Origin of the sequence: Vibrio sp. L85, assembly GCF_963871815.1 — a bacterium.
GTDB classification, from domain to species: Bacteria; Pseudomonadota; Gammaproteobacteria; order Enterobacterales; family Vibrionaceae; genus Vibrio; species Vibrio harveyi.
Map to the genome: position 1 here is coordinate 106,579 of NZ_CAWMYL010000005.1, position 20,956 is coordinate 127,534.

The window sequence follows — 20,956 nt, forward strand, 5'->3', positions numbered from 1 at the left end:
ACATGCTGGGCTTTTTTATTGGAAAATTGGGAAGTGCTCAGTGGATACCATTAGTTTTGCTTGTACTTATGCAGCAAATCTAACGGGATATGGCAGTAGTCGTTTGGAAAGCGTGTGAGTCTGTCTTGGTGCTCATCATCACTTGGCACGTAGTTTGTGAGTGGTAGTACTTCTACGGCGATTTTATCGGCATCTGGTCTTGCTGCGATAAATGCTTTAGCGATGGCTAGGTGTTGTTCGTTTTGGCTATAGACACCAGTACGGTACTTCTCACCTACGTCCTCACCTTGCTTGTTAACACTGTGCGGGTCGATGATCTCAAACAGATACCCCATTAAAGTTTCAACCGACACTTGTGCAGGGTCGAACTGGGTTTTCACGCATTCCGCGTAGCCATCGTATTCGGTTTGAGTGTTGTCCGTCGTGCCATTTGCTCGTCCTGCCTCGGTGCTGATTACGCCCGGAAGGTGACGCATAAATTCTTGAACGCCCCAAAGGCAGCCGCCTGCGAAGTAAATTTCTTCCATCATTCTGTCCTGAAAAACTTTGCGCCATTATGGGCATCACTTTCATTCAAACACAACTCCAACCATAAAACAGGAACAACTCAGAAGTGATTTGCTCTCTTTTTTGTGCTGCGTTTCCTCGTTAGATTGAGCGCAGTTAAGAGCTAGGGGGAATCCCAATGAAAATAGAACATATCGCGATTTGGACTGAACGTTTGGAAGAGCTTAAAGCCTTCTATGAGAAATACTTTAACGCGGTGTCTAACGATAAATACCACAATCCAACCAAGCAGTTTTCATCTTACTTTCTTTCGTTTGAAAGTGGTGCACGACTGGAGTTAATGTCGATGGAAGGTGTCACCGCTTGTGAAAAGTCTCATGCGATGCAGGTAACAGGGCTGGCACACTTTGCCTTTTCTCTAGGATCAGAGCAGGCAGTGGATCAATTGACCAAAACCTTAGTGGATGATGGCTACCAATGGATCGACGGTCCGAGACAAACAGGTGATGGTTATTATGAAAGCTGCATCTTAGATCCGGATGGCAACCGTCTTGAGCTTACGGTGTAACGCAGCTTAGCTTACTTCCATCGTTCACAGGCTGCTTTCATATGAAAGTGTTCGGGCGTATACTGCAAGCTCATCAAAAAGGAGCGAGCCTGTGAACTCAAGACAAAATGAAATCCTGCAATTGGTTAATGACCGAAAACGCGTTCAAGTGACGGAGCTTTCTGACATCATTGGCGTTTCGGGCGTGACTATCAGGCAGGATTTGAACTTCCTTGAGCAACAAGGCTACTTAAAGCGTGTACACGGCGCTGCGACGGCGCTACAAAGTGACGATATTGATACGCGACTCGAAGTGCGCTTCGACATCAAACAAGCGTTAGCCAACAAAGCGGCAGATTTGGTATCACCAAACGAAACCGTATTAATCGAAGGCGGCAGTGCTAATGCGTTATTAGCCCGCACGCTGGCTGAACGTGGTGACGTGACCATCATTACCCCATCGGCGTACATCGCCCACCTCATCCGTAACACCTCAGCTAACATCATCTTGCTCGGTGGTGTGTATCAGCATCAAGGCGAGAGCTTGGTTGGACCGTTAACCAAGCTATGTATCGAGAACATCCACTTCAGCACGGCTTTTTTGGGTATTGACGGTTTCCATCAAGACACGGGCTTTACTAGCCGAGACATGATGCGTGCAGAAATCGCTGAAACCATCATTGCGAAAAAGCGCCGTAACATCGTACTGACGGACTCAAGCAAGTTTGGGCAAATCTACCCATCTTCGATTGGTAAAACGAGTGAAATCTCGGTGCTGTTAACTGACGAAGCCGCTCCGAAAAGCGACCTCGAACAGTTGAGAAAGCAAGGTGTAGAAGTGGTGTTGGGTTAAGCCGACTCACGAACAATGAGTTTGGGAGGTAGGATCAAGCTGTAAGGCTCGCTGTCTTCTTGCTTGAGTTGATTGATCAATCGCTTTGCCGCTTGTCTTCCCATCTCTCGTGCATTGGAATTTACGAAGGTGAGCGGTGGCTCAATTAGCTCCGCTTCTTCAACGTCATCAAAACCAATCACCGATACTTGCTCGCCGATAAACTGATCTTTACCGATGGATCGTCCCGCTCGATGTATCCCATAAACTGCGCCTAGTGCCGTCGAAGAATGGTGACAAAGAACCGCAGTAATCTGAGGATGTTCCAACAACAACTGCTGCACAGTTTGAGCGGCAGACGCTTGGCTTTTCTCACACTCGACCACCCACTCAGGTTTGAAAGGCAAACCAAACTGCATCAGAGTTGAACAATACCCACCAATGCGCTCAGCACGACACAAAGAACTGCTCGCGCCGCCGACATAAGCAATTCTGCGATGCCCTTGCTTAACCAGATGCTCCGTCGCCAACTTGGCGGCGTACATATTGTCTGGTCCTACATAGTCGATTTGCTTATCCACCGAAGCGCGTGAAATGCACACCATTGGCAGATTGTGTTGCTTAAGGTTTTCGACGTTGAACTGCTGGCTTTCACCAATCGGGCAAAATGCGATACCACCGACACCTTGGCGTGCCATGGTTAATACGCACTTCTCAAACTTTTCTTGACTATCCCCACTTTGAGCCAGAAACAGCATATAACCTTGTTGCTCGATTTCTTCGCTCAATCCTGCCGCGACTTCCGCGTAATAGGGATCGCTGATGTCTTTGAGGATCAGTCCAATGATTTCACTGGAATTGGAGCGTAAGTTGGCAGCGGCACGGTTACGAATATAGCCGAGCTCTTCTACCGCAGCGTTGACCTTTTCTATTGTGTCAGGAGAGATCCGCCCTTTATTCCCCAACACCATAGAGACGGTGGTAACTGACACGCCAGCATGTTTAGCGACTTCTGTAATGGTCACTTTTTTTGACGACATAGATTCACTTATGGATTAGAAAAACGTTTTATCAACAAACTGTAACCCTATTAGATTGAATTTAAAAGCCCTACACAGTTTATGGAAAAAGATGTTTAACTCGATCACAGAACTTTTGGTAAAACGTTTTATCAAGAATTTTAGCGGCGTATATTGAGCACATAAAAACAACACTTCATGCGCACATAATGTGATGTGTATGAGCCCTACAAGTTCTCAAATTCCGGAGACAAACTATGTCTAAAAGCAATAAATCGACCATGTGGGAGTTCTTGCAAAGCCTCGGCAAGACCTTCATGTTGCCAGTCGCGCTGCTGGCATTCTCAGGTATTCTTCTTGGTGTCGGCAGCTCGTTTTCTAGCGCCGCTATCAAAGAAGCTATCCCATTTTTAGACAACACCCCTTTGCAATACCTGTTTATGTGGATGACTAAAATCGGTCTTGTCGCATTCATCTACTTGCCTGTGATGTTCGCCGTTGCTATCCCACTAGGGTTAGCGCGTGAAGAAAAAGGCGTGGCAGGTTTCGCGGGTTTCGTTGGCTATGCTGCGTTCAACCTTGCGATCAACTTCTTCCTAACCGTCGCTGGTGTACTAGACAGTGAAGCGGAACGTGCCGCTTACGGTGTGAAAAGCATCATCGGCATTGAATCGATTGATACTGGTATCCTTGGCGCGGTAATCGTTGGTGTGATTGTTGCGAAACTTCACCAGCGCTTTTACACCTTCAAAATGCCAGATGCGCTAGCGTTCTTTGGTGGCGCTCGTTTTGTGCCAATCATTTCTGCATTGGTACTGGGCGTTGTCGGTGTATTTATCCCATTCGTATGGCCTTACTTTGCTGCAGGCATCAATGGTATCGGTCATGTGATTGAAGGTGCGGGTGATTTCGGTCCTATGCTGTTTGGTACAGGCGAACGTTTATTGCTGCCAATCGGTCTTCACCATATCTTGGTTGCGCTGATTCGATTCACTGAAGCTGGCGGTACTATGGATGTGTGTGGTCAAACCGTGTCTGGCGCACTAAACATCTTCTACTCTGAATTGTCTTGTCCTGACACAACGGCATTTACGCCGGAAGTCACGGCATTCTTGTCTCAAGGTAAAATGCCAACTTTCCTAGGCGGTTTACCGGGTGCAGCTCTTGCGATGTACCACTGTGCTCGCCCTGAGAACCGCTCAAAAATTAAAGCACTGCTTATCTCTGGCGTCGTAGCTTGTGTGGTAGGCGGTATCACCGAGCCGCTTGAATTCTTGTTCCTATTCGTTGCGCCAGTGCTTTACTTTGTCCATGCGATTCTGACTGGTCTGGGCTTTATGGTGATGGGCTTGCTTGATGTCACCATCGGTAACACAGACGGCAACCTGATTGACTTCTTGGTGTTCGGTATCCTGCAAGGCACGGCGACGAAATGGTACTTAGTACCGCTGGTGGCGGGTGTTTGGTTCGTGGTTTATTACTCAGTATTTAAGTTTGCGATCACTAAGTTCAACCTAAAAACACCAGGTCGTGAAGTCGATACGGCGGAAGTGGACAAAGAGCTTGAAGCGGCATTCATCAACGAATCTGGCAAAGGTGCCGCAGTATTGGCAGCCCTTGGTGGCAAAGAGAACATCACGGCTTTGGATAACTGCATCACTCGTCTTCGCTTGTCTGTTAACGATATGAGTTTGGTCGACGACGCAAAGTTGAAAGCCAACGGTGCGCTGGGTGTAGTGAAGCTTGATGAGCACAACCTGCAAGTCGTGATTGGTACGCAAGTTCACCTAGTGAAGAACGAAATGCAAGCCATCATGTCTGCAAGCTAGTCACTGCCTTGATAGATGCTCCCCCTCGGCACAATCTCCATCCTCCCCCCCAATGAGATTGTGACGAGGGACCTTAACATTGGAATATTCGTATGACTCACAATTTCGACTTTGATACACCGATTGATCGCACTGGTACTTACTGCACGCAGTGGGACTACGTTCAGGATAGATTTGGTAAAGCGGGTCTACTCCCGTTTACCATTTCAGATATGGATTTTGCTGCGCCAGAGCCTGTAATGAATGTGCTTAAACAACGTTTAGAGCATCCGGTATTAGGTTATAGCCGCTGGAACCATGAGGATTTCAAGTCCGCGATTCGCTACTGGTATCAGACTCGCTTTGACTGCGAAATCGACACTCAGCAAGTGGTGTACGGACCTTCGGTTATCTACATTGTGTCAAAGTTGATTGAGCAATGGAGTCAGCCGGGGCAGGGCGTGGTGTTCCATACGCCAGCTTATGATGCGTTCGACAAAATGATTGAAGGACAAGACCGTACGTGCGTTCGCAGTCCGCTCATCAAACAGAAGGGTCGATTTGAAATTGACTGGCAAGATCTGGAAACCAAACTCGCTGACAAGAATAACACAGTGCTGTTGTTGTGCAGCCCTCACAACCCAACAGGGCGAGTGTGGCGCCAAAGCGAATTGGAAAAGATGGCGGAGCTTTGTAACCAATACCAAGTCAAAGTTATTTCTGATGAGATCCACATGGATGTGTGCTTTAAGCGTCACGTCCCTTACGTGGGGTTTGGTTGTTCACAAGATTGGGCTGTCGTCACATCGGCGTCTAAATCATTCAATATTCCAGCCTTGAATGGCGCGTATGCGTTGATCGCGGATTCACCAACTCGTGAACGTTATCTGCATAAACTCAAAGAGGTGGATGGTCTTTCATCGCCTTCTATTATGGGCGTGCTTGGTACGATGGCGGCTTATCGTCACGGAGAACCTTGGTTAAAGGCGCTCAACGAGTATGTATTGGCTAACCATCAATACGTGAAAGAAGCACTGGAAAGCGCCTTTCCTGAAGTGAGTTACCTTGTCCCAGACGCGACCTATTTAGCATGGATTGACTTATCTGTTTTGAATCTAGATATGACGCTGCTTAATCAGGCGTTAATTGAGCAATTCAATATTGCCATCATGTCTGGAGATGTTTATGGCGATTCTGGGAAAGGCTATCTCAGACTCAATCTGGGTTGCCCAAGAAGCAAAGTCGAGCAGGGCGTTTCAGCCTTGATTCAAGCGATCAAATTGCAGTGTTAAAACACCGCGGGAGAGAGTGAGATGTCACTGTTCAAGTTAGATAACGTGATTCAAAACTACGCTTGGGGAAGTAAAGAGTCGATTTCTAAACTATTTGGCATCGACAATGCGAAACATCAACCTCAAGCTGAAATTTGGATGGGAGCGCACCCTAATGGTTGCTCGCGCCTCGCAGCAACTGGTGAGTTATTATCTGATGTGATTGCGAGAGACAAAGCAAGCATGTTTGGTGATTACACCATGATGCGTTTCGGTGAACTTCCGTACCTATTCAAAGTGCTTGCGGCGGATTCTCCGCTCTCGATTCAAGTTCATCCTAACAAGCGAAAAGCTGAGCTTGGTTTTGCACGAGAGAATGAACAAGGTATTCCACTTGATGCTCCTAATCGCAACTACAAAGACGCTAATCACAAGCCAGAGTTGGTCTACGCACTGACTTTCTACAAGGCGATGAATGGCTTTCGTCCGATAGAACAGATACTGACGCTGTTCCGCCAATTTGGTATTCGCAGTTTAGACGGCGAGGTAGCCGCGTTAGCCGAGCACCCAAATCAAGACGGGTTGAAAGGCTTCTTCACGGCGATCATGACCTTGAGCGAAGCTCATAAAATTCAAGCCTTGGCAGAACTGGACGCAGCATTAGAGCGTGGTCCAAAGACGGCATTGGAAAGAGAAGTGCTCAGTTATGTGGCTGAGTTTCAAAAGCATTACCCGAAAGACATTGGATTGCTGTCTCCGCTGATGTTGAACACGATAGAACTTGCACCTGGTGAAGCGATGTTTCTCCATGCCGAAACGCCTCATGCGTATGTGCAAGGTACAGCGTTGGAAATCATGGCGAATTCTGACAACGTGCTTAGAGCTGGGTTAACGCCCAAGTACATTGATGTGGATGAGCTTATCGCAAATACGGCATTTCACACCACGCAACCGGAACTGATTAAGCTGCCGCCAATTCATAAAGAGGGCAAATTGAGCTATCCAATTCCGGTAGATGATTTTGGATTTGATATTCTCTCTTCCGATGGCGAATGCAAACAACAGTTTGTGCGTGGTGCAGAGATTGTTTTTTGTGTTGAAGGCGAAGTTGAGGTCATGACATCAGAGGCAAGTCTGACCCTTAAAGCCGGAGAATCTGCATTTATCACTAACGATTGTAAGTTTTACCAATATCAAGGGAGTGGCTTGCTAGCAAGAGCGTATAACTGAGTGCTTTGTCTATCTCATACACTGAGACCGCTAGTCCCGCGGTCTCAAATGGTTTGATGTTACTTGGGCATAAATAAGGTGACTGCATACTACAACGGTCGTTATGCCACTCTTTGTTTTCGCTTTGCCAGCATTGCAGCAGGAGAGAAACCTGTCACCAACATGGTTCCGCCTAGCACCGAAATTGTCCCTATGATGGTGTTAAAACCGACAGGTTCACCCAGAATCAAGTAACCCCATAAAATGCCGAAAACGGGAACAAGGAAAGTGACGGTCAAGGCAGAAGCAGGACCAATATCCGAAACTAAGCGGAAGTAGAGTAAATAAGCGAAACCGGTACACACAACGCCAAGAGCGATGACGGAGCTCCATTCAAAACTGCTTGGTTCAGCGCGCATTGGTAGGAAAGGTAATAACGGTAGAACCCAAATAACCGCTGCCCACATACTGCCGTGTGCATTGTCGAAAGCTGGAACTTGCGGAGCATTTTTAGTGTAGTTGGTTGCAATCCCATAGCTGAAAGAAGCCATTAGGCTTGCCCCGATGGGGAAGATAGCCTCTCTGCCGATGGTTGAAGAATCCAAGCCGACAAGTACAGCCACACCACCAATACCAATCATCATACCTAGAATGGCTTTTGCCGTTAAAGGACTGCGATACCAAACAAAACCAATTAACGCGCCCCATATCGGTGCGGTTGAGTTGAGAATGGCTAAGGTCGACGCATTCAGCGTTTGAGCAGCATAAGCAAAAAGCAGAAAGGGCACGGCGCTATTAAACAAGCCAATAATGAAAAAGTGCTTAATGTGTTTTGTGAAGGCAAGTTTCTTTTTGAGATAGAAAGCTATCAAGAGCAATGCTATTGCCGCAAATGCAACACGAAACTCGATTAAGTAAGCCGGTCCGAACGTATTAGCGGCGACTCGCATAAACAGAAACGAGCCACCCCAAATAGCAGCGAGACAAAGTAAGCGAAAAAAACTGGCTGCAGTCATGATACATCCTTGGTCGAGGTCTAGCGCCCCATTGATTAATTGTTGCGCTAACAGTGGATTAAACCAAGGATGAGATCAACCAGAAATGCAATGTCAGTTCCGAATCTGGCTACCACTGACTTATTTTGATTGTCTTAAATTTCTTCTTTTGGAAACAAGATTGGCAGACTGTCTCTGTAGGTGTGGTACCACATCTTCCCGTGATCTAATTTTTTGTACTCGATGAGCGGTGGCAAATTAAAACCCATGTAGCCCTTCGATTGGATATGTTTATAGAAAGCATCAACCGATGGATGATTTCCGATGTTTGTTGAGCTCAATATAGCGGTGGCTTCTAACCATGGTGAAGCCTCGTAACGTTGCTCCTCCAAAGAATAGATGGTGTCATCAATGCGCCAAAATGACCCGTCAGAGATGATGAAATTTTTGAAGAACTCGACGCCGATGTCTTCCGTTAGCATGATATAGGCAGTTTTTGCGCCTCCAAATGAATGTCCAGCCAGTGTGCGTTCATTTGGATCAATATCGTATTCGGCTTCAACAATTGGGATGAGTTCTTGGGTTAAGAAAAGGTAGAAGTCATCGACGCCTGGTGGCAAATAATCAATGTTTCTGCGTCCAGGAGGACCTTCATGAATGGCGATTAGGATGACATCGAGTTCGGCATTGGCGATGAGGTTACCAAACCCCTGACCTGTCCCATTACCGTCGGAAACGTAGATGACGGGCAAAGATGTCGTGCGCTCTTCATAGTTTTCTGGCAAGTAGATGTCGTGCGCTCTTCATAGTTTTCTGGCAAGTAGATGTCGTAGGGATAACTAACGCCAGTGATATTGGAAAAAATATTGTCTTGTATTTTTTCCGCAGGAACATATGCGGAGCTGCTGTCTACAGAGGAGCCATCACCACCTCCGCATGCCGATAACACTAGCCCTAAAGAAAGGGCGATGAACCAACGCTTCAAAACTTCCATGTTTTACCTTTATTTTTGATTTAAAGAACAAAAATAACTGTATAAGATTTGAGCAATCAAAAAGCCCCGCGTTATCAACAAATGAAAAGGCGGGGCGGATGGATTTGTAACTCTTCGAGTCAATTATCGAATGCGGTGGTACGTTATTGTTTTACCTGTCATTAATTACTGTTTTACTTGTTATTAATTAATGCTTTTCAGACCAGACCGCGAACTCATTGCCACTTGGTTCGGTAAAATGGAAACGACAACCTCCCGGGAATTCGAAGATAGGGTGGATTATTTGCCCCCCGAACTGTTCGACTTTGGCTAAAGTTGCGTGAATATCTGAGCTATAGAACACCAATAATGCTGCCCCATTTGTTGTTTGGCTGACTTGCTCTGCTGCATAAAAGCCACCGTCCAAACCTTGACCTGAAAAGGCGCTGTACTCAGGACCATAATCAACGAAACTCCATCCAAAGGCTTGCTCGAAAAACTGTTTAGTCGCATTGATGTCTCGCGTGCCAAACTCAACGTAATTTAACTTTTCATGTTGGTGCATTCTGGTGTCCTTTTCATCGCTGTGCTTTTCTGTCAGTGTATTAACTCTTCGGTCTAGTTTCTCAGCCCGAGTCTAGGTTTTATTAATCAAACTGATAAAACCTCAAAAATTTCATTGGTTATCCCTATTAAATCTATCGTTATTTCCCATTAAACAAATGTAATCATTGAAGATATATTCTTCGTGGGCAGAAAAGAGCTTTTGAGTATCCATTGACCACTCGACTGGTTAAATGGTTAGCACGCATTGGAGAGCAACCATGCAGATGTCAAAAAGCTTTTTATTAATTACAGTTGGCTTAGCCAGCACATCTCTACAGGCGCAAACCCTGACAAGAGACAACGGTGCACCAGTCGGTGACAACCAGAATTCAATCACAGCAGGTGAAAACGGCAGCGTATTACTGCAAGACGTTCACCTGATTCAAAAATTGCAGCGTTTTGCCAGAGAGCGAATTCCTGAGCGTGTGGTACATGCTCGTGGTACGGGTGCTCATGGTGAGTTTGTTGCATCGGGTGATTTTAGTGACTTAACGGTTTCCGCTCCTTTTACTAACAAAGGAAAGGTAACCCCTGTTTTTGTTCGTTTTTCGACCGTTATTCACTCAAAAGGATCACCTGAGACACTTCGCGATCCTCGTGGTTTCGCCACTAAATTTTATACTGAACAGGGTAACTGGGATCTGGTAGGGAACAACCTGCCTGTGTTCTTCATCCGCGATTCAATTAAGTTTCCGGATATGGTGCACTCTCTAAAACCGTCTCCTGTTACCAACGTTCAGGACCCAAACCGATTCTTTGATTTCTTCAGTCATGAGCCGAGTGCGACCAACATGCTGACTTGGGTTTATAGCAACCTAGGTACGCCAGCAAGCTATCGCACGATGGACGGCTTTGGTGTGCACGCTTATAAGTGGATTAATAAGCAAGGCGATGTGAACTATGTGAAGTTCCAATGGAAGAGCCAACAAGGTATCGAAAGCCTGCGTCCTGATGAAGTAACCGCAATGCAGGGTAAAGATTTCAATCATTTAACCAATGATCTGTATAAAGAAATTGGGCGTGGTAACTACCCTAAGTGGGATCTCTACGTGAAGGTGCTGTCACCAGAAGCTCTGAGCAAACTGGATTACAACGGGTTGGATGCGACCAAAGTATGGCTGAATGTACCGGATCAAAAAGTCGGCACTATGACGTTGAACCGCCTACCAGAAAATTTCTTTTTAGACACTGAACAGTCGGCATTTGCGCCTTCGAATTTGATTCCTGGTATCGAGCCATCGGAAGACCGTTTGCTACAAGGCCGTTTGTTCGCTTATGCAGATACACAGCTGTACCGCGTGGGTGTGAACTTGTTCCAGCTGCCAGTAAACCGTCCTCTAGCATCAGTGAACAACCATAACCAAGATGGATTGAGCAACAACGCGAAGCAAGGCAATGGTGATGTGAACTACGAACCAAGCCGTAAACTGGCACTGGCAGAAGACACGCAATTTAAAGCGGTTGAAACCAAGTTGGTTGGTACTGTTCAACAAAAAGCGATCAGCAATCCTCGTAACTTCTACCAAGCGGGTGTGTTGTTCCGCAGCATGAACGAGCAAGACCAGAGTGATTTGATTGCCAACTTAGCGGGTGACCTGAACAAGGTGATGGATAAAGACGTTAAGGAAACCATGGTGAGCTATTTCTACCGCGCAGACAAAGAGTACGGTACGCGTCTGGCTGAGGCGACAGATACCAATCTCAAGCAAGTGAAAAACAAAGCGATGATGTAAGCAATAAGTTTTGACCTGCGGGAGATTTATCTGCTCTTTTCTGCCCGAAAATCAGGGCTCCCGTGGGTCATTCTCCAATTTTGTTAATGAGGGTGAGTAAATGAAAACCGTGTTTTTGCTCAGTGCCGTTCTGTTCTCTTTGAGCTTTTCGCTGAGCTTATTGGCCGCCGAAGACAAGCTGGAAGAGGAATACCAATCTCTGGTTGAACTGTTCTTCGATGCTGCGCGAATTGGTAATAACGAAGTGGTCGATACATTTGTTTCTCAAGGCTTCCCGATCGACCAACGCAATAACCAAAGTTATACCGCATTGATGGTGGCCGCATATCAAGGACATAGAGAAACCGTTCGCTTGCTGCTCGACTCCGGAGCCAACGCCTGCCTACAAGATAAGCGTGGTAACACTGCATTAATGGGGGCACTCATCAAACGTGAAATAGGCATAGCTAAAGACCTGTATCAAGCGGATTGTTCACCAGAGCTGCGCAATAAAGCTGGGCTAAATTTGAAAGAATTTGCCGAGATCTATGGTCAATCCAATGTGTTGAAATCGCTTCAACACTGATAAATAACAATAAATAGGACCCACAGTATGAATAAAACAACATGGCTTGCTGCACTAACGCTTCTCTCTTCCCCAACTTTTGCCGAGACAGTAAGCGTAGAAATGATTGACCTTGGCTCTGGGCAATCAACTGGTACCGTGATGATCAGCGACAGTGATTACGGCACCGTTTTTACACCGAAACTACAGGGTTTACCCGCTGGTACGCATGGCTTCCATTTACACGCTAACGGCTCGTGTGACAGCATTACCAAAGAAGGTAAAACCATTCTTGGCGGTGCTGCTGGAGGGCATTATGACCCAGAAAAAACAGGCAAGCATGGCTTCCCTTGGACGGACGACAATCATCTTGGCGATTTACCGGCGCTTTACGTGAATGCTCATGGAATGGCGGATCAGCCAGTATTGGCACCACGAGTGAAACTTGATGACGTAAAAGGTCGTGCTTTGATGGTTCATGCTGGTAGTGATAACCACTCTGACCATCCGGCGAAACTTGGCGGCGGCGGTGCTCGCATTGTGTGTGGTGTGATTAAGTAATCCCCTTCTTAGACGCCACAAACAAAAAACGGTCCAGATAAGCTGGACCGTTTTCTTTTTAAGCAAAAGCTGATGGGCTTAGATTTAAATCGACATATATTACGCGAAGTTCTCAACGATGATGTCATCCGCCTTGTCGACAAATATCGCACCTTTCTCTTTCATCTCTGCAATTACCGCATCGACGGTATCTGGCAAGACCGCACGGCTAGAAGCTAGGTTCACAATTACTTTGAAGCCTAAGTCGAGTGCTTGAGTGACGGATTTTTTTACACAAAAATCGAGCGCTAAGCCGCCGACAACAACTGTATCGATGTTGTTGAACTTGAGGAACTCATTCGCACCTGTGGTTTTGGTATCAGCCACGTCGTGGAAAAAGATACCGTAAGGATGTGCGTCTGGGTCCATGCCTTTGTTCACTTGGAAATCGTACTCCAGAACAGGAGGTAGGCCGTCCAACAGTTCAACGCCCGTAGTGCCAAGCACACAATGGCGGTTCCACTTAATATCCACGTTAGGTAAGCCTACTGGTTCAAGCATATTCGCTGGCGTTTCTGCGTCCCACGCCGCTTTTGGTGGATGCAAATCACGGCTGACGAGCTTTAAGCGACCTTTCGCGTGGTTCTTTAGTAGTTCTGGAACGATTTCTAATGCGCCAGTGACTGGCAGTTCGTCAGGGCAAAGTTCGGTGAAACCTTTCTCAGGATCCACGTCGATCACTGCTGTGGTTTGGTAATTAACTCGAACTGTCATGGCAGACTCCTTGTCTGTCTTTATGCTTGCGTTAGCCACGCAAACAGTTTTGGAAAAAGGTTACTTCGTCGCTTGCTAGGGTGTAGACCATCGCTGGTTTGCCGCCTTTACCTTTGTTAGTGGAAGCGACTTTGTTGGTTGGCTTGAGTACACCTGAATCAATCAAGCGTCGTTTGATCGTCATGCGACTGATGTCGATACCGAACTCTTGATAGGCGGCAATGATGTCGGCAACCAGAAACTCTTTATCAAGTGCGAACAATAGGACCGAGGTGTATTCGATAGAGGCGCGCAACTTCTGCCATGCCTTTTCAATCATCTTTTGGTGATCAAAAGCGAGGGTCTCTTCGCCATCAAGGATTGCTTGTAGTGGGAACCACTTTAGATGACATTCTGGAACGCCAGCGTTGTCGATTTGCTCTTTGTTGTTACGGTCAACCAAGGCGTAGTGAGTGATGTTCAGACTCCAATCTTCAGGATCGCGTTTTGGGTCGCCATCGACAAAGGCTTCACTAAAGTGACGAGGGTAGGTATGGATTTTTTCGCGGCAGATACGGCGTCGTGCTGCTTCAAAGTTCTCGTCTGCCGGGCGTCCACCTTCGTGGGTCATGTCTTTATCAAACACAAAACCGCCGGGTAGGGCCCATACACCGTGGTACGGACGTTCCGGGTTCGAACGCTTGATCAGCAACACTTCCAACCCCTTATCGGCGCAGCCAGATAGTCTGAATGGAATAATGTCGACGGTTACGATCATGATTTGGTCCTGAGAATAATTTGTAAGTAATCTAGCGCATAACAAGTAGTCAATCAATGGGTAAGTAACCGATTGTTAGAAACGTGTTCATTGTTGTCTAGCGTTCCTCTTTAAGCAAAGGTGTGCTTATCTGCTCAGGTTATCCACAATAACTGTCCGAATTTTGTGCGTAAAAACCTTATAAAAATGAGTGGTTAGTAACAAAAGTTGACAAACCCTAAGTGGGTGTTTATTGTTTACGCAATTAAGTTAGTAACAACAAGTTATATACCCAAGTTTGCCTTGTTGAGAACTTTCCCCCAACTTTGTCGGGAAAACAATAAGATGCGGTTTGTACCGTGCTGAGGGAATTTGGGTATAAACGAAAAAGGGCGTGTAGAAGGGCTCCGAATGACCACCAATTTATTTTCGTCTCGCATCATCCAAAGTGCGTTAGATTTTGACGTATACAAAGTGAACATGATGAGTGCTGTTGCAGCGCTTTATCCCGATGCGATGGTGTCTTATAAATTCATCGTGCGCAGTGAAGAAGACCTATCTGAATTGCTGCCAGAGGTGAAAGCTGAAGTACTTAAACTGCAAGATATTACCTTCTCTGCAGAAGAAATTGAGTACATGAAAGGTGTTGCGCCTTATCTAAGTCCTGAATTCGTTAATTCACTGCATGCGTTTCGTTTTAACCCTCAACGCGATGTTTCTTTCAATACGAAAACCATGGCTGATGGCACAAGCCAATTACGCATTACCATCAATGGTCTTTGGAAAGAAACCATTCTTTACGAAACCATCATCATGAGTATTGTGTCCGAAGTGCGTAGCCGTGCACGTTGGGCAGAGATCCCAGTCGAGCAGTTCCAATCGGTTTTAGAAGAGAAGGTTCGTCTCCTTAAAGCAGAGCTGAAACGTCGTAATATCACCAACTTTAAGTTTGCTGATATGTCGACTCGTCGTCGTTTCTCGTTCCAAGCTCAGCGATCAATGTTGCAGTATCTGAGCGAAGAGTTGCCTGACAGTCTAACTGGAACCAGTAACTACCATTTGGCGAAAGAGCTCGATCTCACGCCAATCGGTACAGTGGCACACGAATGGTTTATGGGGCACCAAGCGCTCGTGAATGTTCGTGATTCACAAAAGGTAGCACTGCAGCGTTGGCAAAAGATGTTTAATGGCGCGTTAGGCATTGCATTAACGGACACCATTGGTATTGATGCGTTCTTAAAAGACTTTGATGAAGAACTCAGTAATGCTTATGTGGGAGTGCGTCATGATAGTGGCTGCCCTTACACATGGGGCGAAAAGATGATTATGCATTATCAATCGCTTGGCATCGATCCAATGACGAAAACCTTGGTGTTTACCGATGGTTTGAACTTCGATCAAGCGCTAGATATTTGTGAGCACTTCCAAGGTCGTGTTCAAGTGAGTTTTGGCATTGGTACGTCGCTTGCGAACGATATGGGTGATTACGTGAACGCACAAGGTGTTGCGTACAAACCTTTGTCTATCGTTATTAAAATGGTGTCATGCAACGGCTCACCTGTTGCGAAAATCAGCGATGAGCCAGAGAAAGCGATGTGCGAAGACATCTTCTTTTTGATGAATTTGAAGCGTCGTTTTGAGCAGCCGCTTGATCTCGATGAGTGTCGCGTACTGATCGATCGCCTAGAAAACGAAGGCGATAACTACCTTATTGACGCGTAGTCCGGTAAGAACGGTGTTTATCGGCGGTAAAGTTGAAATACTGAGAAAAGGGTGGTGCAGAATCATCACTCTTTTTGACTGTCGCACACTTCGTTGTACTTGATTTCACACAGTGCGCCACACTTCGTTCGATATGGGAGTCTCTTACTGCCTGTATTCGCTCGTATTCTTTTAACAATAAGCCCTTCTAAGTTGGCACTCTTTAAGTGCTTTTCACGAACCTTCTTCCAATAGTCATCAAAAGCCATACGTCACCTTATTGTTGTCGTTATTTTTATAAATATGACGCCATTCTATGCAACAGAAGTTGTTTTATATTGTCAGAAAAATCCTAAAATTAGTTAAGGAAAAGGCGAATTGTTGTAAAGCTCCCGTTTCTTGATTTTTATCTTCTATGGTTTCGACAAATTAAAATCGGCAAACCGAGAAGGCGATTTGGTTATAGTACAAACAAAGGTCAACTCGGGAATGAGCGATGAATTTGGTTGTGCATTTACAGAAAAAAGCGATTAACAAACACGGTTATGAGTGGGCAACGCGCCAAGCATGGAAGTGCGGAATAAAAGCGAACCTTGTTAAACGTGTAATTGGCATTTTTAAAGGGCAAATCGTCTGTGTAGTTGAAGGATGCCGCGCTGAATTGTCGACACCAATCAATAACCCTTTGCATGATGATGAAAAGCAAGGCCGCTACGTTTTCGTGGGTGGCATCTTCTGGGAGCCAAACAACGTCATTGCTCCAGGTTTTCCTGACTTTATGTTTATGCACTTACGCAGTCTAAGCCATCGTCATAAATATCTGACAGATGATGAGCTGTTTTTGAGTTTAGCTTAGACGGTTTGATAGATATTGATGACCAGTCTTTTTCTCAAATCGTTACTCGGTGCGGTGGCAGTACTCGTCATTGCCATGCTCTCTAAATCAAAAAGCTTCTATATTGCAGGTTTGGTGCCTTTGTTTCCGACCTTCGCATTGATTGCGCACTTTATTGTGGGCAGCGAGCGAGATATGGAGGCACTGCGCCAAACCGCACTGTTCGGTATCTACTCTCTAATACCTTATGCGGCGTATCTGATCTCCGTCTTTTACTTTAGCTACCGCTTGAGCTTGGTGGGTACACTGACAGCCGCGACGCTGGTTTGGGTCATGTTTGCATCGATTTTGCTCGCCTTTTGGACTCGATGGATGGTGGTTGCTTAAAGTTTGCTCAATCTGACTTAGTAGTTGCTGGGCGATTCATAGTCAGTATTGATGTGATCTGGCTCCGATTGACCTTTTCAAGATTACCTCCTGACATTCCGTTTATAAAACGCCGTTTTTTAACCTGCTAATGACCTCGGGCTTGTTTTTACCTGATGTGAATTACAGTTCACGATTTACTATACCGCCAATCAAAGATAACTGTACTGGGAAGTAATCCATGAATATGAAATCTATCGCAATCGCGACGGCAGTTGTTGCTGTACTGGCAGGCTGTAAAGACAAAACGCCACCTGCACCAACTGAAGCAAACATTACGCTTGTTGAAGCGGTAACTGAAACCGTGAAGAACCCACATCAAGTGTGTAAAGATGTCGTAGTGACGCATCAAGTTGCACCTAAAGACAACAACAAGATCCTTGGCACGGTTGGCGGTGCGGCGGCGGGTGCTGCATTAGGTAACCAAATCGGTGGTGGTTCAGGTAAAGTGATTGCAACGGCGGCAGGAACCATCGCCGGTGCAATGGCGGGGCGTGAAATTCAAGACAATGTGCAGAAGGGCGATGTTGTGACTTCAACAGAGAAACAATGCCACACTGAATACACCACTTCAGAAAAAGTAGTAGGTTACGATGTCACTTATGAAGTTGCAGGTGCACCAACGACTGTGCGCATGAAGAGCAAACCTGCAGGCAAAACTTTCCCAATTCAAGATGGTAAAGTGGTTCTACCGCAATAATCGCCAACTAGATTGAATACATAAGCCCTTTTGTTCATTGAACTTAAGGGCTTTTTTCGTTTTAGAAGATAGTGGTGAATACTACTTGTCTGCGAAATAGTCGACCAACGTTTTACGCCACTTTCGTGATTCACGGATTTGTAACAGCGCGCGGTTAATCTCTTCCTCATAACGGTTGTTCTCTGTGATGATGAAGCCGTAGTTCTGTTTTTCTAGTTGGTACGGCAACACTTCTAAATCCTCAAATTGCCCAGATAGTCTGCTACTGCCAATCATGTATTTGAGCACAACATCATCCGCGACAATCGCCTCGACTTCACCTTTGTCTAAGGCAGTTAAAAGCGCCGTCATGTCTGCATAGTCTTTGTGGCGAATGCCAAAGCTAGTGAGTAACAAGGAAGAGGTGGTAGCCGTTTTGGTACCGACTTCAACATTGGCAAGATCATTGATACCTTTGATTTGGGAATAACCTTGGCTAAGGGTGAGTTTGCTAGCCAAAACTGCAGTAATACTGGCGATAAAAAGCATGCTGAAAACACCAATGAATACCGTCACAATTCGCCCAGTTAAGCTTTTAAATTCAAAGTAGTTAAACGGTCCTCGGGTAATAAACAGCAAGCCAAGAATAAAGCTTTCAACCCAGCGACCGCTTCTGTTTTTCATTGAATATAACTTTTCGTTTTTCCCTTCTTCTAACGCATAGAAAAATGCTCCGACTAAGCCAGCTACCAATATGATGGCACCAACGATGAGCCACAAAGCTGGGTTCAAAAAGATAGATTGCAAGGTATGCAGGTAGCCTTGGTTTTTTACCGCAATCGCGAGATGGGTTTCGTAGAAAGAATGAGAAAAATCAGCGAACAGTTCGCGTTCTGGAGTGATAGAAATACATGAAACACCTATATCTATTTGTTCTGTTTCTATCGCGTTGAGTAGATCGTCTAAAGGTTGGTTTTCAAAACGAAACTCGACGCTCATTTCTTTGGCAATTTGCTCCCATAATTCAATGCTGAGACCGTTCAAATCACGGTCAACAGAACCAATAACAAAAGGAGGACATGGGTAAGTCCCGACCTTAAGCGGAGAAGCGTTAGAGGAACTAGTCAGTAAAAAAAGAAGCAAAAATGTTGTAATTACAAGGAATTGAAGTGTGGTTTTCAAACCAATTTGCATGCGCAGACCCTCAAAAAAGTGGCAGCGCTGAATTGAATCAAGAGCGATTTCTTGCACAAAAAAGCCCGAGTGTTGAGAGTTTCCGAGAGGTAATGATGAATTCAATGCGACCTTAATTTTGTTATTTACTGTTTTAACTATAGCAGGCAACGCTTCATTGAATTTCAAGTTCGATGACGTTAACAGCGAGACGAGCGTTGGGAGAGTCTGTAAGCGTATGTAAGCATCGATAGAAGAGGCTGTTTTTTTGTTTAAAATTTGTCTCTTTATTGAATGATGTTTTATTGGAGTAGTGATGAAGAAACAAACATTGACGATGATTATTTTGATTGCGTTGACAGGCTGTGGTATCGAGGGACAAAGCCATTCTTCTACTCCAGCTAATGCACCTAATTTGTTTGTATCACAATGTGGAGATCAACTGTTTCCAGATGAACCTAGTCTATCCTTTGCAGTTAAGGGGGATGTGGCAGAATTACAAGGGGTCGTTTGTAAAGGGTCACCTGCTGCATTTGAACGTATGATGAAAAAGCACCCAGAGATTAAACTACTTAAGTTTATTAGTATTGATGGCTCTGCTGATGATGATGCAAACCTAGAGCTCGCTTACCAAGTACGTGCAAGCCATTTAGATTCTTACATTGCTGCTGATGGAGAAATAGCCTCTGGTGGTACAGATTTGTTTGTAGCTGGCGTGAATAGAACGATAGAAAGTGGGGCAACGATCGGAGTGCATTCTTGGGGAGCTGGGGATGACGTTGCCACAGACTTTCCTGTTGGTCACGAATATCATCAGCCATACATTGATTACTACAGAAAAATGGGATTACCCGACCCAGAAGGCTTTTACTACTTCACTATAAACGCAGCATCGGCTGACAATATCTACAATATGAATGAGCGAGAAATCACGCTGTACGGGCTAGGTAAGCTCACCTCTTCTACAAGTAATTAAGGGCAACGACAATTCGGGTGTTGTGTTGATGTCTGTGCATAGACCGAATTTCAGAAGCGAGCATGAATATCGGATACTAAAATACAAAAGCCGAGCGATGAACGCTCGGCTTTTTAAATACTTACGCTGCAGGGGCTCGGTGATGTTGCTCTTCTGCAAGTTTGGCGGCTTGTGCTTGCTTTTGTTTGCGGCGTTCTCGTTTTGATAGCCAAATCAGAGGCACGACAATCATTACTGTACCAATTGCCATAAAAATATCTGGCACTTCACCGAACCAAATCAAACCAACGATCACGGCACCAATCAAGCCGCTGTATTCTGCGCTAGCAATTTTGTTGCTATCGATAGAGCGATAAGCCAACACGCAGGTTGCTGCATAAATCATGATGAATAAGCTTGAACCTGCTGCTACAGGGAATGAGCTCCAATCCCATGCTTCGCCCTCGATAAACACCAACAAGAGTGATACAGGCATACCGGCTAGATTCGTCATCAAAAGTGTGTGTGGTACGGATTGGTTCTTCGGTAACTTCCGAATTAGCAGGTTGTTGATCGCCAAAGTGACTGCGACAACCAATGCCGATAGCGCCGCCCAATCAATCTGATCAGGACGAATAATCACAAGTACACCTGCAAAGCCCATCACTGCCGCTGCAATAGATTGTGCAGAAAGCTTCTCTCCAAAGAAGATCGCTGCCAGTGGCAACATGATCAAAGGAGCTGCATAAAAGATCGCATTTGCCGTAGCGAGTGGCATTGATGAGATGGCAAACACCATAAAAATCGCACCAGTTAACCAAACGTGCGCACGAACCGCATGCCATTTAAAGCCTTCCATTAATGGGGCTTGTTTAGTGAGTAGGTACACGGGTAATAACATCATCACAGCTGACAATTGTCGGTAAAACACAAACTGAAAAACCGGCACCTCATTACCGACGCTTTTGATCAAAGCGTCTGAGAGCACCGCAATTAGGTTACCAACAATTAATAGTAGCATGGCTGCGCCGACAGATGTGACTTTCACGTTATTCCTCTCCTCATTCTTTGCCAAAGAGTAGGTGATGTCATA

Annotated in this window: 23 protein-coding genes; 13 read left to right on the top strand and 10 right to left on the bottom strand. The window is 45.6% G+C overall.

From position 1 onward, the window contains the following. Positions 1-50: 50 nt before the first annotated feature. Positions 51-527: a peptide-methionine (S)-S-oxide reductase gene (locus AACR11_RS00655; RefSeq protein WP_005453009.1), complete on the bottom strand. Its 477-nt coding sequence runs from the start codon at positions 525-527 to the stop codon at positions 51-53. Between the two features lie 158 nt (positions 528-685). Between AACR11_RS00655 and AACR11_RS00660 the strand changes: the two genes are divergently transcribed. Together AACR11_RS00660 and AACR11_RS00665 are read left to right on the top strand one after the other, a co-directional pair. After that, a complete protein-coding gene (locus AACR11_RS00660) occupies positions 686-1,075 on the top strand; it encodes a VOC family protein (protein WP_029788265.1) in 390 nt (129 codons plus the stop codon). Between the two features lie 91 nt (positions 1,076-1,166). Then, on the top strand, positions 1,167-1,907 hold the full coding sequence (locus tag AACR11_RS00665) for a DeoR/GlpR family DNA-binding transcription regulator (protein WP_005436345.1): 741 nt from the start codon (positions 1,167-1,169) through the stop codon (positions 1,905-1,907). Here AACR11_RS00665 and malI read toward each other — a convergent pair. Then, the gene (gene malI / locus AACR11_RS00670; protein WP_005453001.1) at positions 1,904-2,926 is read right to left on the bottom strand and encodes a Mal regulon transcriptional regulator MalI; all 1,023 of its coding nucleotides are present in this window, start codon (positions 2,924-2,926) and stop codon (positions 1,904-1,906) included. The two genes, AACR11_RS00665 and malI, sit on opposite strands and share 4 nt — an antisense overlap. A gap of 236 nt (positions 2,927-3,162) precedes the next feature. Here malI and malX point away from each other — a divergent pair, with 236 nt between their 5' ends. From malX to manA, 3 genes are all read left to right on the top strand, one after another. Continuing rightward, complete coding sequence (malX, locus tag AACR11_RS00675) at positions 3,163-4,734, top strand: maltose/glucose-specific PTS transporter subunit IIBC (protein ID WP_005436347.1); 1,572 nt, start codon at positions 3,163-3,165, stop codon at positions 4,732-4,734. A 92-nt stretch (positions 4,735-4,826) separates the two neighbouring features. After that, positions 4,827-6,005 carry a MalY/PatB family protein gene (locus AACR11_RS00680; protein ID WP_029788263.1) on the top strand — a complete coding sequence of 393 codons (1,179 nt, stop codon included), beginning with the start codon at positions 4,827-4,829 and terminating at the stop codon, positions 6,003-6,005. A gap of 21 nt (positions 6,006-6,026) precedes the next feature. Further along, positions 6,027-7,214 carry a mannose-6-phosphate isomerase, class I gene (manA, locus tag AACR11_RS00685; protein WP_029788261.1) on the top strand — a complete coding sequence of 396 codons (1,188 nt, stop codon included), beginning with the start codon at positions 6,027-6,029 and terminating at the stop codon, positions 7,212-7,214. Between the two features lie 101 nt (positions 7,215-7,315). Here manA and AACR11_RS00690 read toward each other — a convergent pair whose 3' ends face one another. From AACR11_RS00690 to AACR11_RS00700, 3 genes are all read right to left on the bottom strand, one after another. Next, on the bottom strand, positions 7,316-8,209 hold the full coding sequence (locus AACR11_RS00690) for a DMT family transporter (RefSeq protein ID WP_029788260.1): 894 nt from the start codon (positions 8,207-8,209) through the stop codon (positions 7,316-7,318). Positions 8,210-8,343: 134 nt separating this feature from the next. Continuing rightward, a complete protein-coding gene (locus tag AACR11_RS00695; RefSeq protein ID WP_009701274.1) occupies positions 8,344-8,973 on the bottom strand; it encodes an alpha/beta hydrolase in 630 nt (209 codons plus the stop codon). 396 nt (positions 8,974-9,369) lie between these two features. Then, positions 9,370-9,726, bottom strand: a complete 357-nt coding sequence (locus AACR11_RS00700; protein WP_079325458.1) for a VOC family protein — start codon at positions 9,724-9,726, stop codon at positions 9,370-9,372. A 259-nt stretch (positions 9,727-9,985) separates the two neighbouring features. Between AACR11_RS00700 and AACR11_RS00705 the strand changes: the two genes are divergently transcribed. The 3 genes from AACR11_RS00705 to sodC all read left to right on the top strand — a co-directional run bounded on the left by AACR11_RS00705 (position 9,986) and on the right by sodC (position 12,605). Continuing rightward, a complete protein-coding gene (locus AACR11_RS00705; protein ID WP_020196118.1) occupies positions 9,986-11,500 on the top strand; it encodes a catalase in 1,515 nt (504 codons plus the stop codon). 100 nt (positions 11,501-11,600) lie between these two features. After that, positions 11,601-12,065: an ankyrin repeat domain-containing protein gene (locus AACR11_RS00710; protein ID WP_009697911.1), complete on the top strand. Its 465-nt coding sequence runs from the start codon at positions 11,601-11,603 to the stop codon at positions 12,063-12,065. A 27-nt stretch (positions 12,066-12,092) separates the two neighbouring features. Next, complete coding sequence (sodC, locus tag AACR11_RS00715) at positions 12,093-12,605, top strand: superoxide dismutase family protein (protein ID WP_029788256.1); 513 nt, start codon at positions 12,093-12,095, stop codon at positions 12,603-12,605. A gap of 99 nt (positions 12,606-12,704) precedes the next feature. On the opposite strand, the gene AACR11_RS00720 is transcribed toward sodC, so the two are convergent. Beyond that, positions 12,705-13,358 (bottom strand): nicotinamidase, encoded by a 654-nt coding sequence (locus AACR11_RS00720; RefSeq protein WP_005452981.1) that lies wholly within the window; start codon positions 13,356-13,358, stop codon positions 12,705-12,707. Between the two features lie 31 nt (positions 13,359-13,389). Further along, a complete protein-coding gene (locus tag AACR11_RS00725; RefSeq protein ID WP_009697909.1) occupies positions 13,390-14,115 on the bottom strand; it encodes an NUDIX domain-containing protein in 726 nt (241 codons plus the stop codon). A gap of 390 nt (positions 14,116-14,505) precedes the next feature. On the opposite strand from AACR11_RS00725, the gene pncB reads away from it, so the two are divergent. After that, complete coding sequence (pncB, locus tag AACR11_RS00730; protein WP_029788255.1) at positions 14,506-15,816, top strand: nicotinate phosphoribosyltransferase; 1,311 nt, start codon at positions 14,506-14,508, stop codon at positions 15,814-15,816. A 65-nt stretch (positions 15,817-15,881) separates the two neighbouring features. Here the strand turns inward: pncB and AACR11_RS00735 are convergent, their stop codons facing one another. Beyond that, a complete protein-coding gene (locus AACR11_RS00735; protein WP_005452974.1) occupies positions 15,882-16,064 on the bottom strand; it encodes a hypothetical protein in 183 nt (60 codons plus the stop codon). A gap of 227 nt (positions 16,065-16,291) precedes the next feature. On the opposite strand from AACR11_RS00735, the gene AACR11_RS00740 reads away from it, so the two are divergent. From AACR11_RS00740 to AACR11_RS00750, 3 genes are all read left to right on the top strand, one after another. Next, the gene (locus tag AACR11_RS00740) at positions 16,292-16,651 is read left to right on the top strand and encodes a hypothetical protein (RefSeq protein ID WP_005452972.1); all 360 of its coding nucleotides are present in this window, start codon (positions 16,292-16,294) and stop codon (positions 16,649-16,651) included. An 18-nt stretch (positions 16,652-16,669) separates the two neighbouring features. After that, the gene (locus AACR11_RS00745; protein WP_005452970.1) at positions 16,670-17,017 is read left to right on the top strand and encodes a GlpM family protein; all 348 of its coding nucleotides are present in this window, start codon (positions 16,670-16,672) and stop codon (positions 17,015-17,017) included. A 220-nt stretch (positions 17,018-17,237) separates the two neighbouring features. Continuing rightward, complete coding sequence (locus AACR11_RS00750; protein ID WP_005452967.1) at positions 17,238-17,756, top strand: glycine zipper 2TM domain-containing protein; 519 nt, start codon at positions 17,238-17,240, stop codon at positions 17,754-17,756. 81 nt (positions 17,757-17,837) lie between these two features. Here the strand turns inward: AACR11_RS00750 and AACR11_RS00755 are convergent, their stop codons facing one another. Next, entirely contained in the window at positions 17,838-18,929 is a 1,092-nt protein-coding gene (locus tag AACR11_RS00755; RefSeq protein ID WP_079325462.1) for a transporter substrate-binding domain-containing protein, read from the bottom strand. Positions 18,930-19,224: 295 nt separating this feature from the next. On the opposite strand from AACR11_RS00755, the gene AACR11_RS00760 reads away from it, so the two are divergent. Continuing rightward, a complete protein-coding gene (locus tag AACR11_RS00760) occupies positions 19,225-19,884 on the top strand; it encodes an alpha/beta hydrolase (RefSeq protein ID WP_029788252.1) in 660 nt (219 codons plus the stop codon). Positions 19,885-20,005: 121 nt separating this feature from the next. Here AACR11_RS00760 and AACR11_RS00765 read toward each other — a convergent pair whose 3' ends face one another. Next, positions 20,006-20,911: a DMT family transporter gene (locus AACR11_RS00765; RefSeq protein WP_009697902.1), complete on the bottom strand. Its 906-nt coding sequence runs from the start codon at positions 20,909-20,911 to the stop codon at positions 20,006-20,008. Between the last annotated feature and the right edge of the window lie 45 nt (positions 20,912-20,956).

Coding starts and splice junctions, on each gene's coding strand:
- AACR11_RS00655 (WP_005453009.1), bottom strand. CDS start 527: ATGGAAGAAATTTACTTCGCAGGCGGCTGCCTTTGGGGCGTTCAAGAA.
- AACR11_RS00660 (WP_029788265.1), top strand. CDS start 686: ATGAAAATAGAACATATCGCGATTTGGACTGAACGTTTGGAAGAGCTT.
- malI (WP_005453001.1), bottom strand. CDS start 2,926: ATGTCGTCAAAAAAAGTGACCATTACAGAAGTCGCTAAACATGCTGGC.
- malX (WP_005436347.1), top strand. CDS start 3,163: ATGTCTAAAAGCAATAAATCGACCATGTGGGAGTTCTTGCAAAGCCTC.
- AACR11_RS00680 (WP_029788263.1), top strand. CDS start 4,827: ATGACTCACAATTTCGACTTTGATACACCGATTGATCGCACTGGTACT.
- manA (WP_029788261.1), top strand. CDS start 6,027: ATGTCACTGTTCAAGTTAGATAACGTGATTCAAAACTACGCTTGGGGA.
- AACR11_RS00690 (WP_029788260.1), bottom strand. CDS start 8,209: ATGACTGCAGCCAGTTTTTTTCGCTTACTTTGTCTCGCTGCTATTTGG.
- AACR11_RS00700 (WP_079325458.1), bottom strand. CDS start 9,726: ATGCACCAACATGAAAAGTTAAATTACGTTGAGTTTGGCACGCGAGAC.
- AACR11_RS00705 (WP_020196118.1), top strand. CDS start 9,986: ATGCAGATGTCAAAAAGCTTTTTATTAATTACAGTTGGCTTAGCCAGC.
- AACR11_RS00710 (WP_009697911.1), top strand. CDS start 11,601: ATGAAAACCGTGTTTTTGCTCAGTGCCGTTCTGTTCTCTTTGAGCTTT.
- sodC (WP_029788256.1), top strand. CDS start 12,093: ATGAATAAAACAACATGGCTTGCTGCACTAACGCTTCTCTCTTCCCCA.
- AACR11_RS00720 (WP_005452981.1), bottom strand. CDS start 13,358: ATGACAGTTCGAGTTAATTACCAAACCACAGCAGTGATCGACGTGGAT.
- AACR11_RS00725 (WP_009697909.1), bottom strand. CDS start 14,115: ATGATCGTAACCGTCGACATTATTCCATTCAGACTATCTGGCTGCGCC.
- pncB (WP_029788255.1), top strand. CDS start 14,506: ATGACCACCAATTTATTTTCGTCTCGCATCATCCAAAGTGCGTTAGAT.
- AACR11_RS00735 (WP_005452974.1), bottom strand. CDS start 16,064: ATGGCTTTTGATGACTATTGGAAGAAGGTTCGTGAAAAGCACTTAAAG.
- AACR11_RS00740 (WP_005452972.1), top strand. CDS start 16,292: ATGAATTTGGTTGTGCATTTACAGAAAAAAGCGATTAACAAACACGGT.
- AACR11_RS00745 (WP_005452970.1), top strand. CDS start 16,670: ATGACCAGTCTTTTTCTCAAATCGTTACTCGGTGCGGTGGCAGTACTC.
- AACR11_RS00750 (WP_005452967.1), top strand. CDS start 17,238: ATGAATATGAAATCTATCGCAATCGCGACGGCAGTTGTTGCTGTACTG.
- AACR11_RS00755 (WP_079325462.1), bottom strand. CDS start 18,929: ATGCAAATTGGTTTGAAAACCACACTTCAATTCCTTGTAATTACAACA.
- AACR11_RS00760 (WP_029788252.1), top strand. CDS start 19,225: ATGAAGAAACAAACATTGACGATGATTATTTTGATTGCGTTGACAGGC.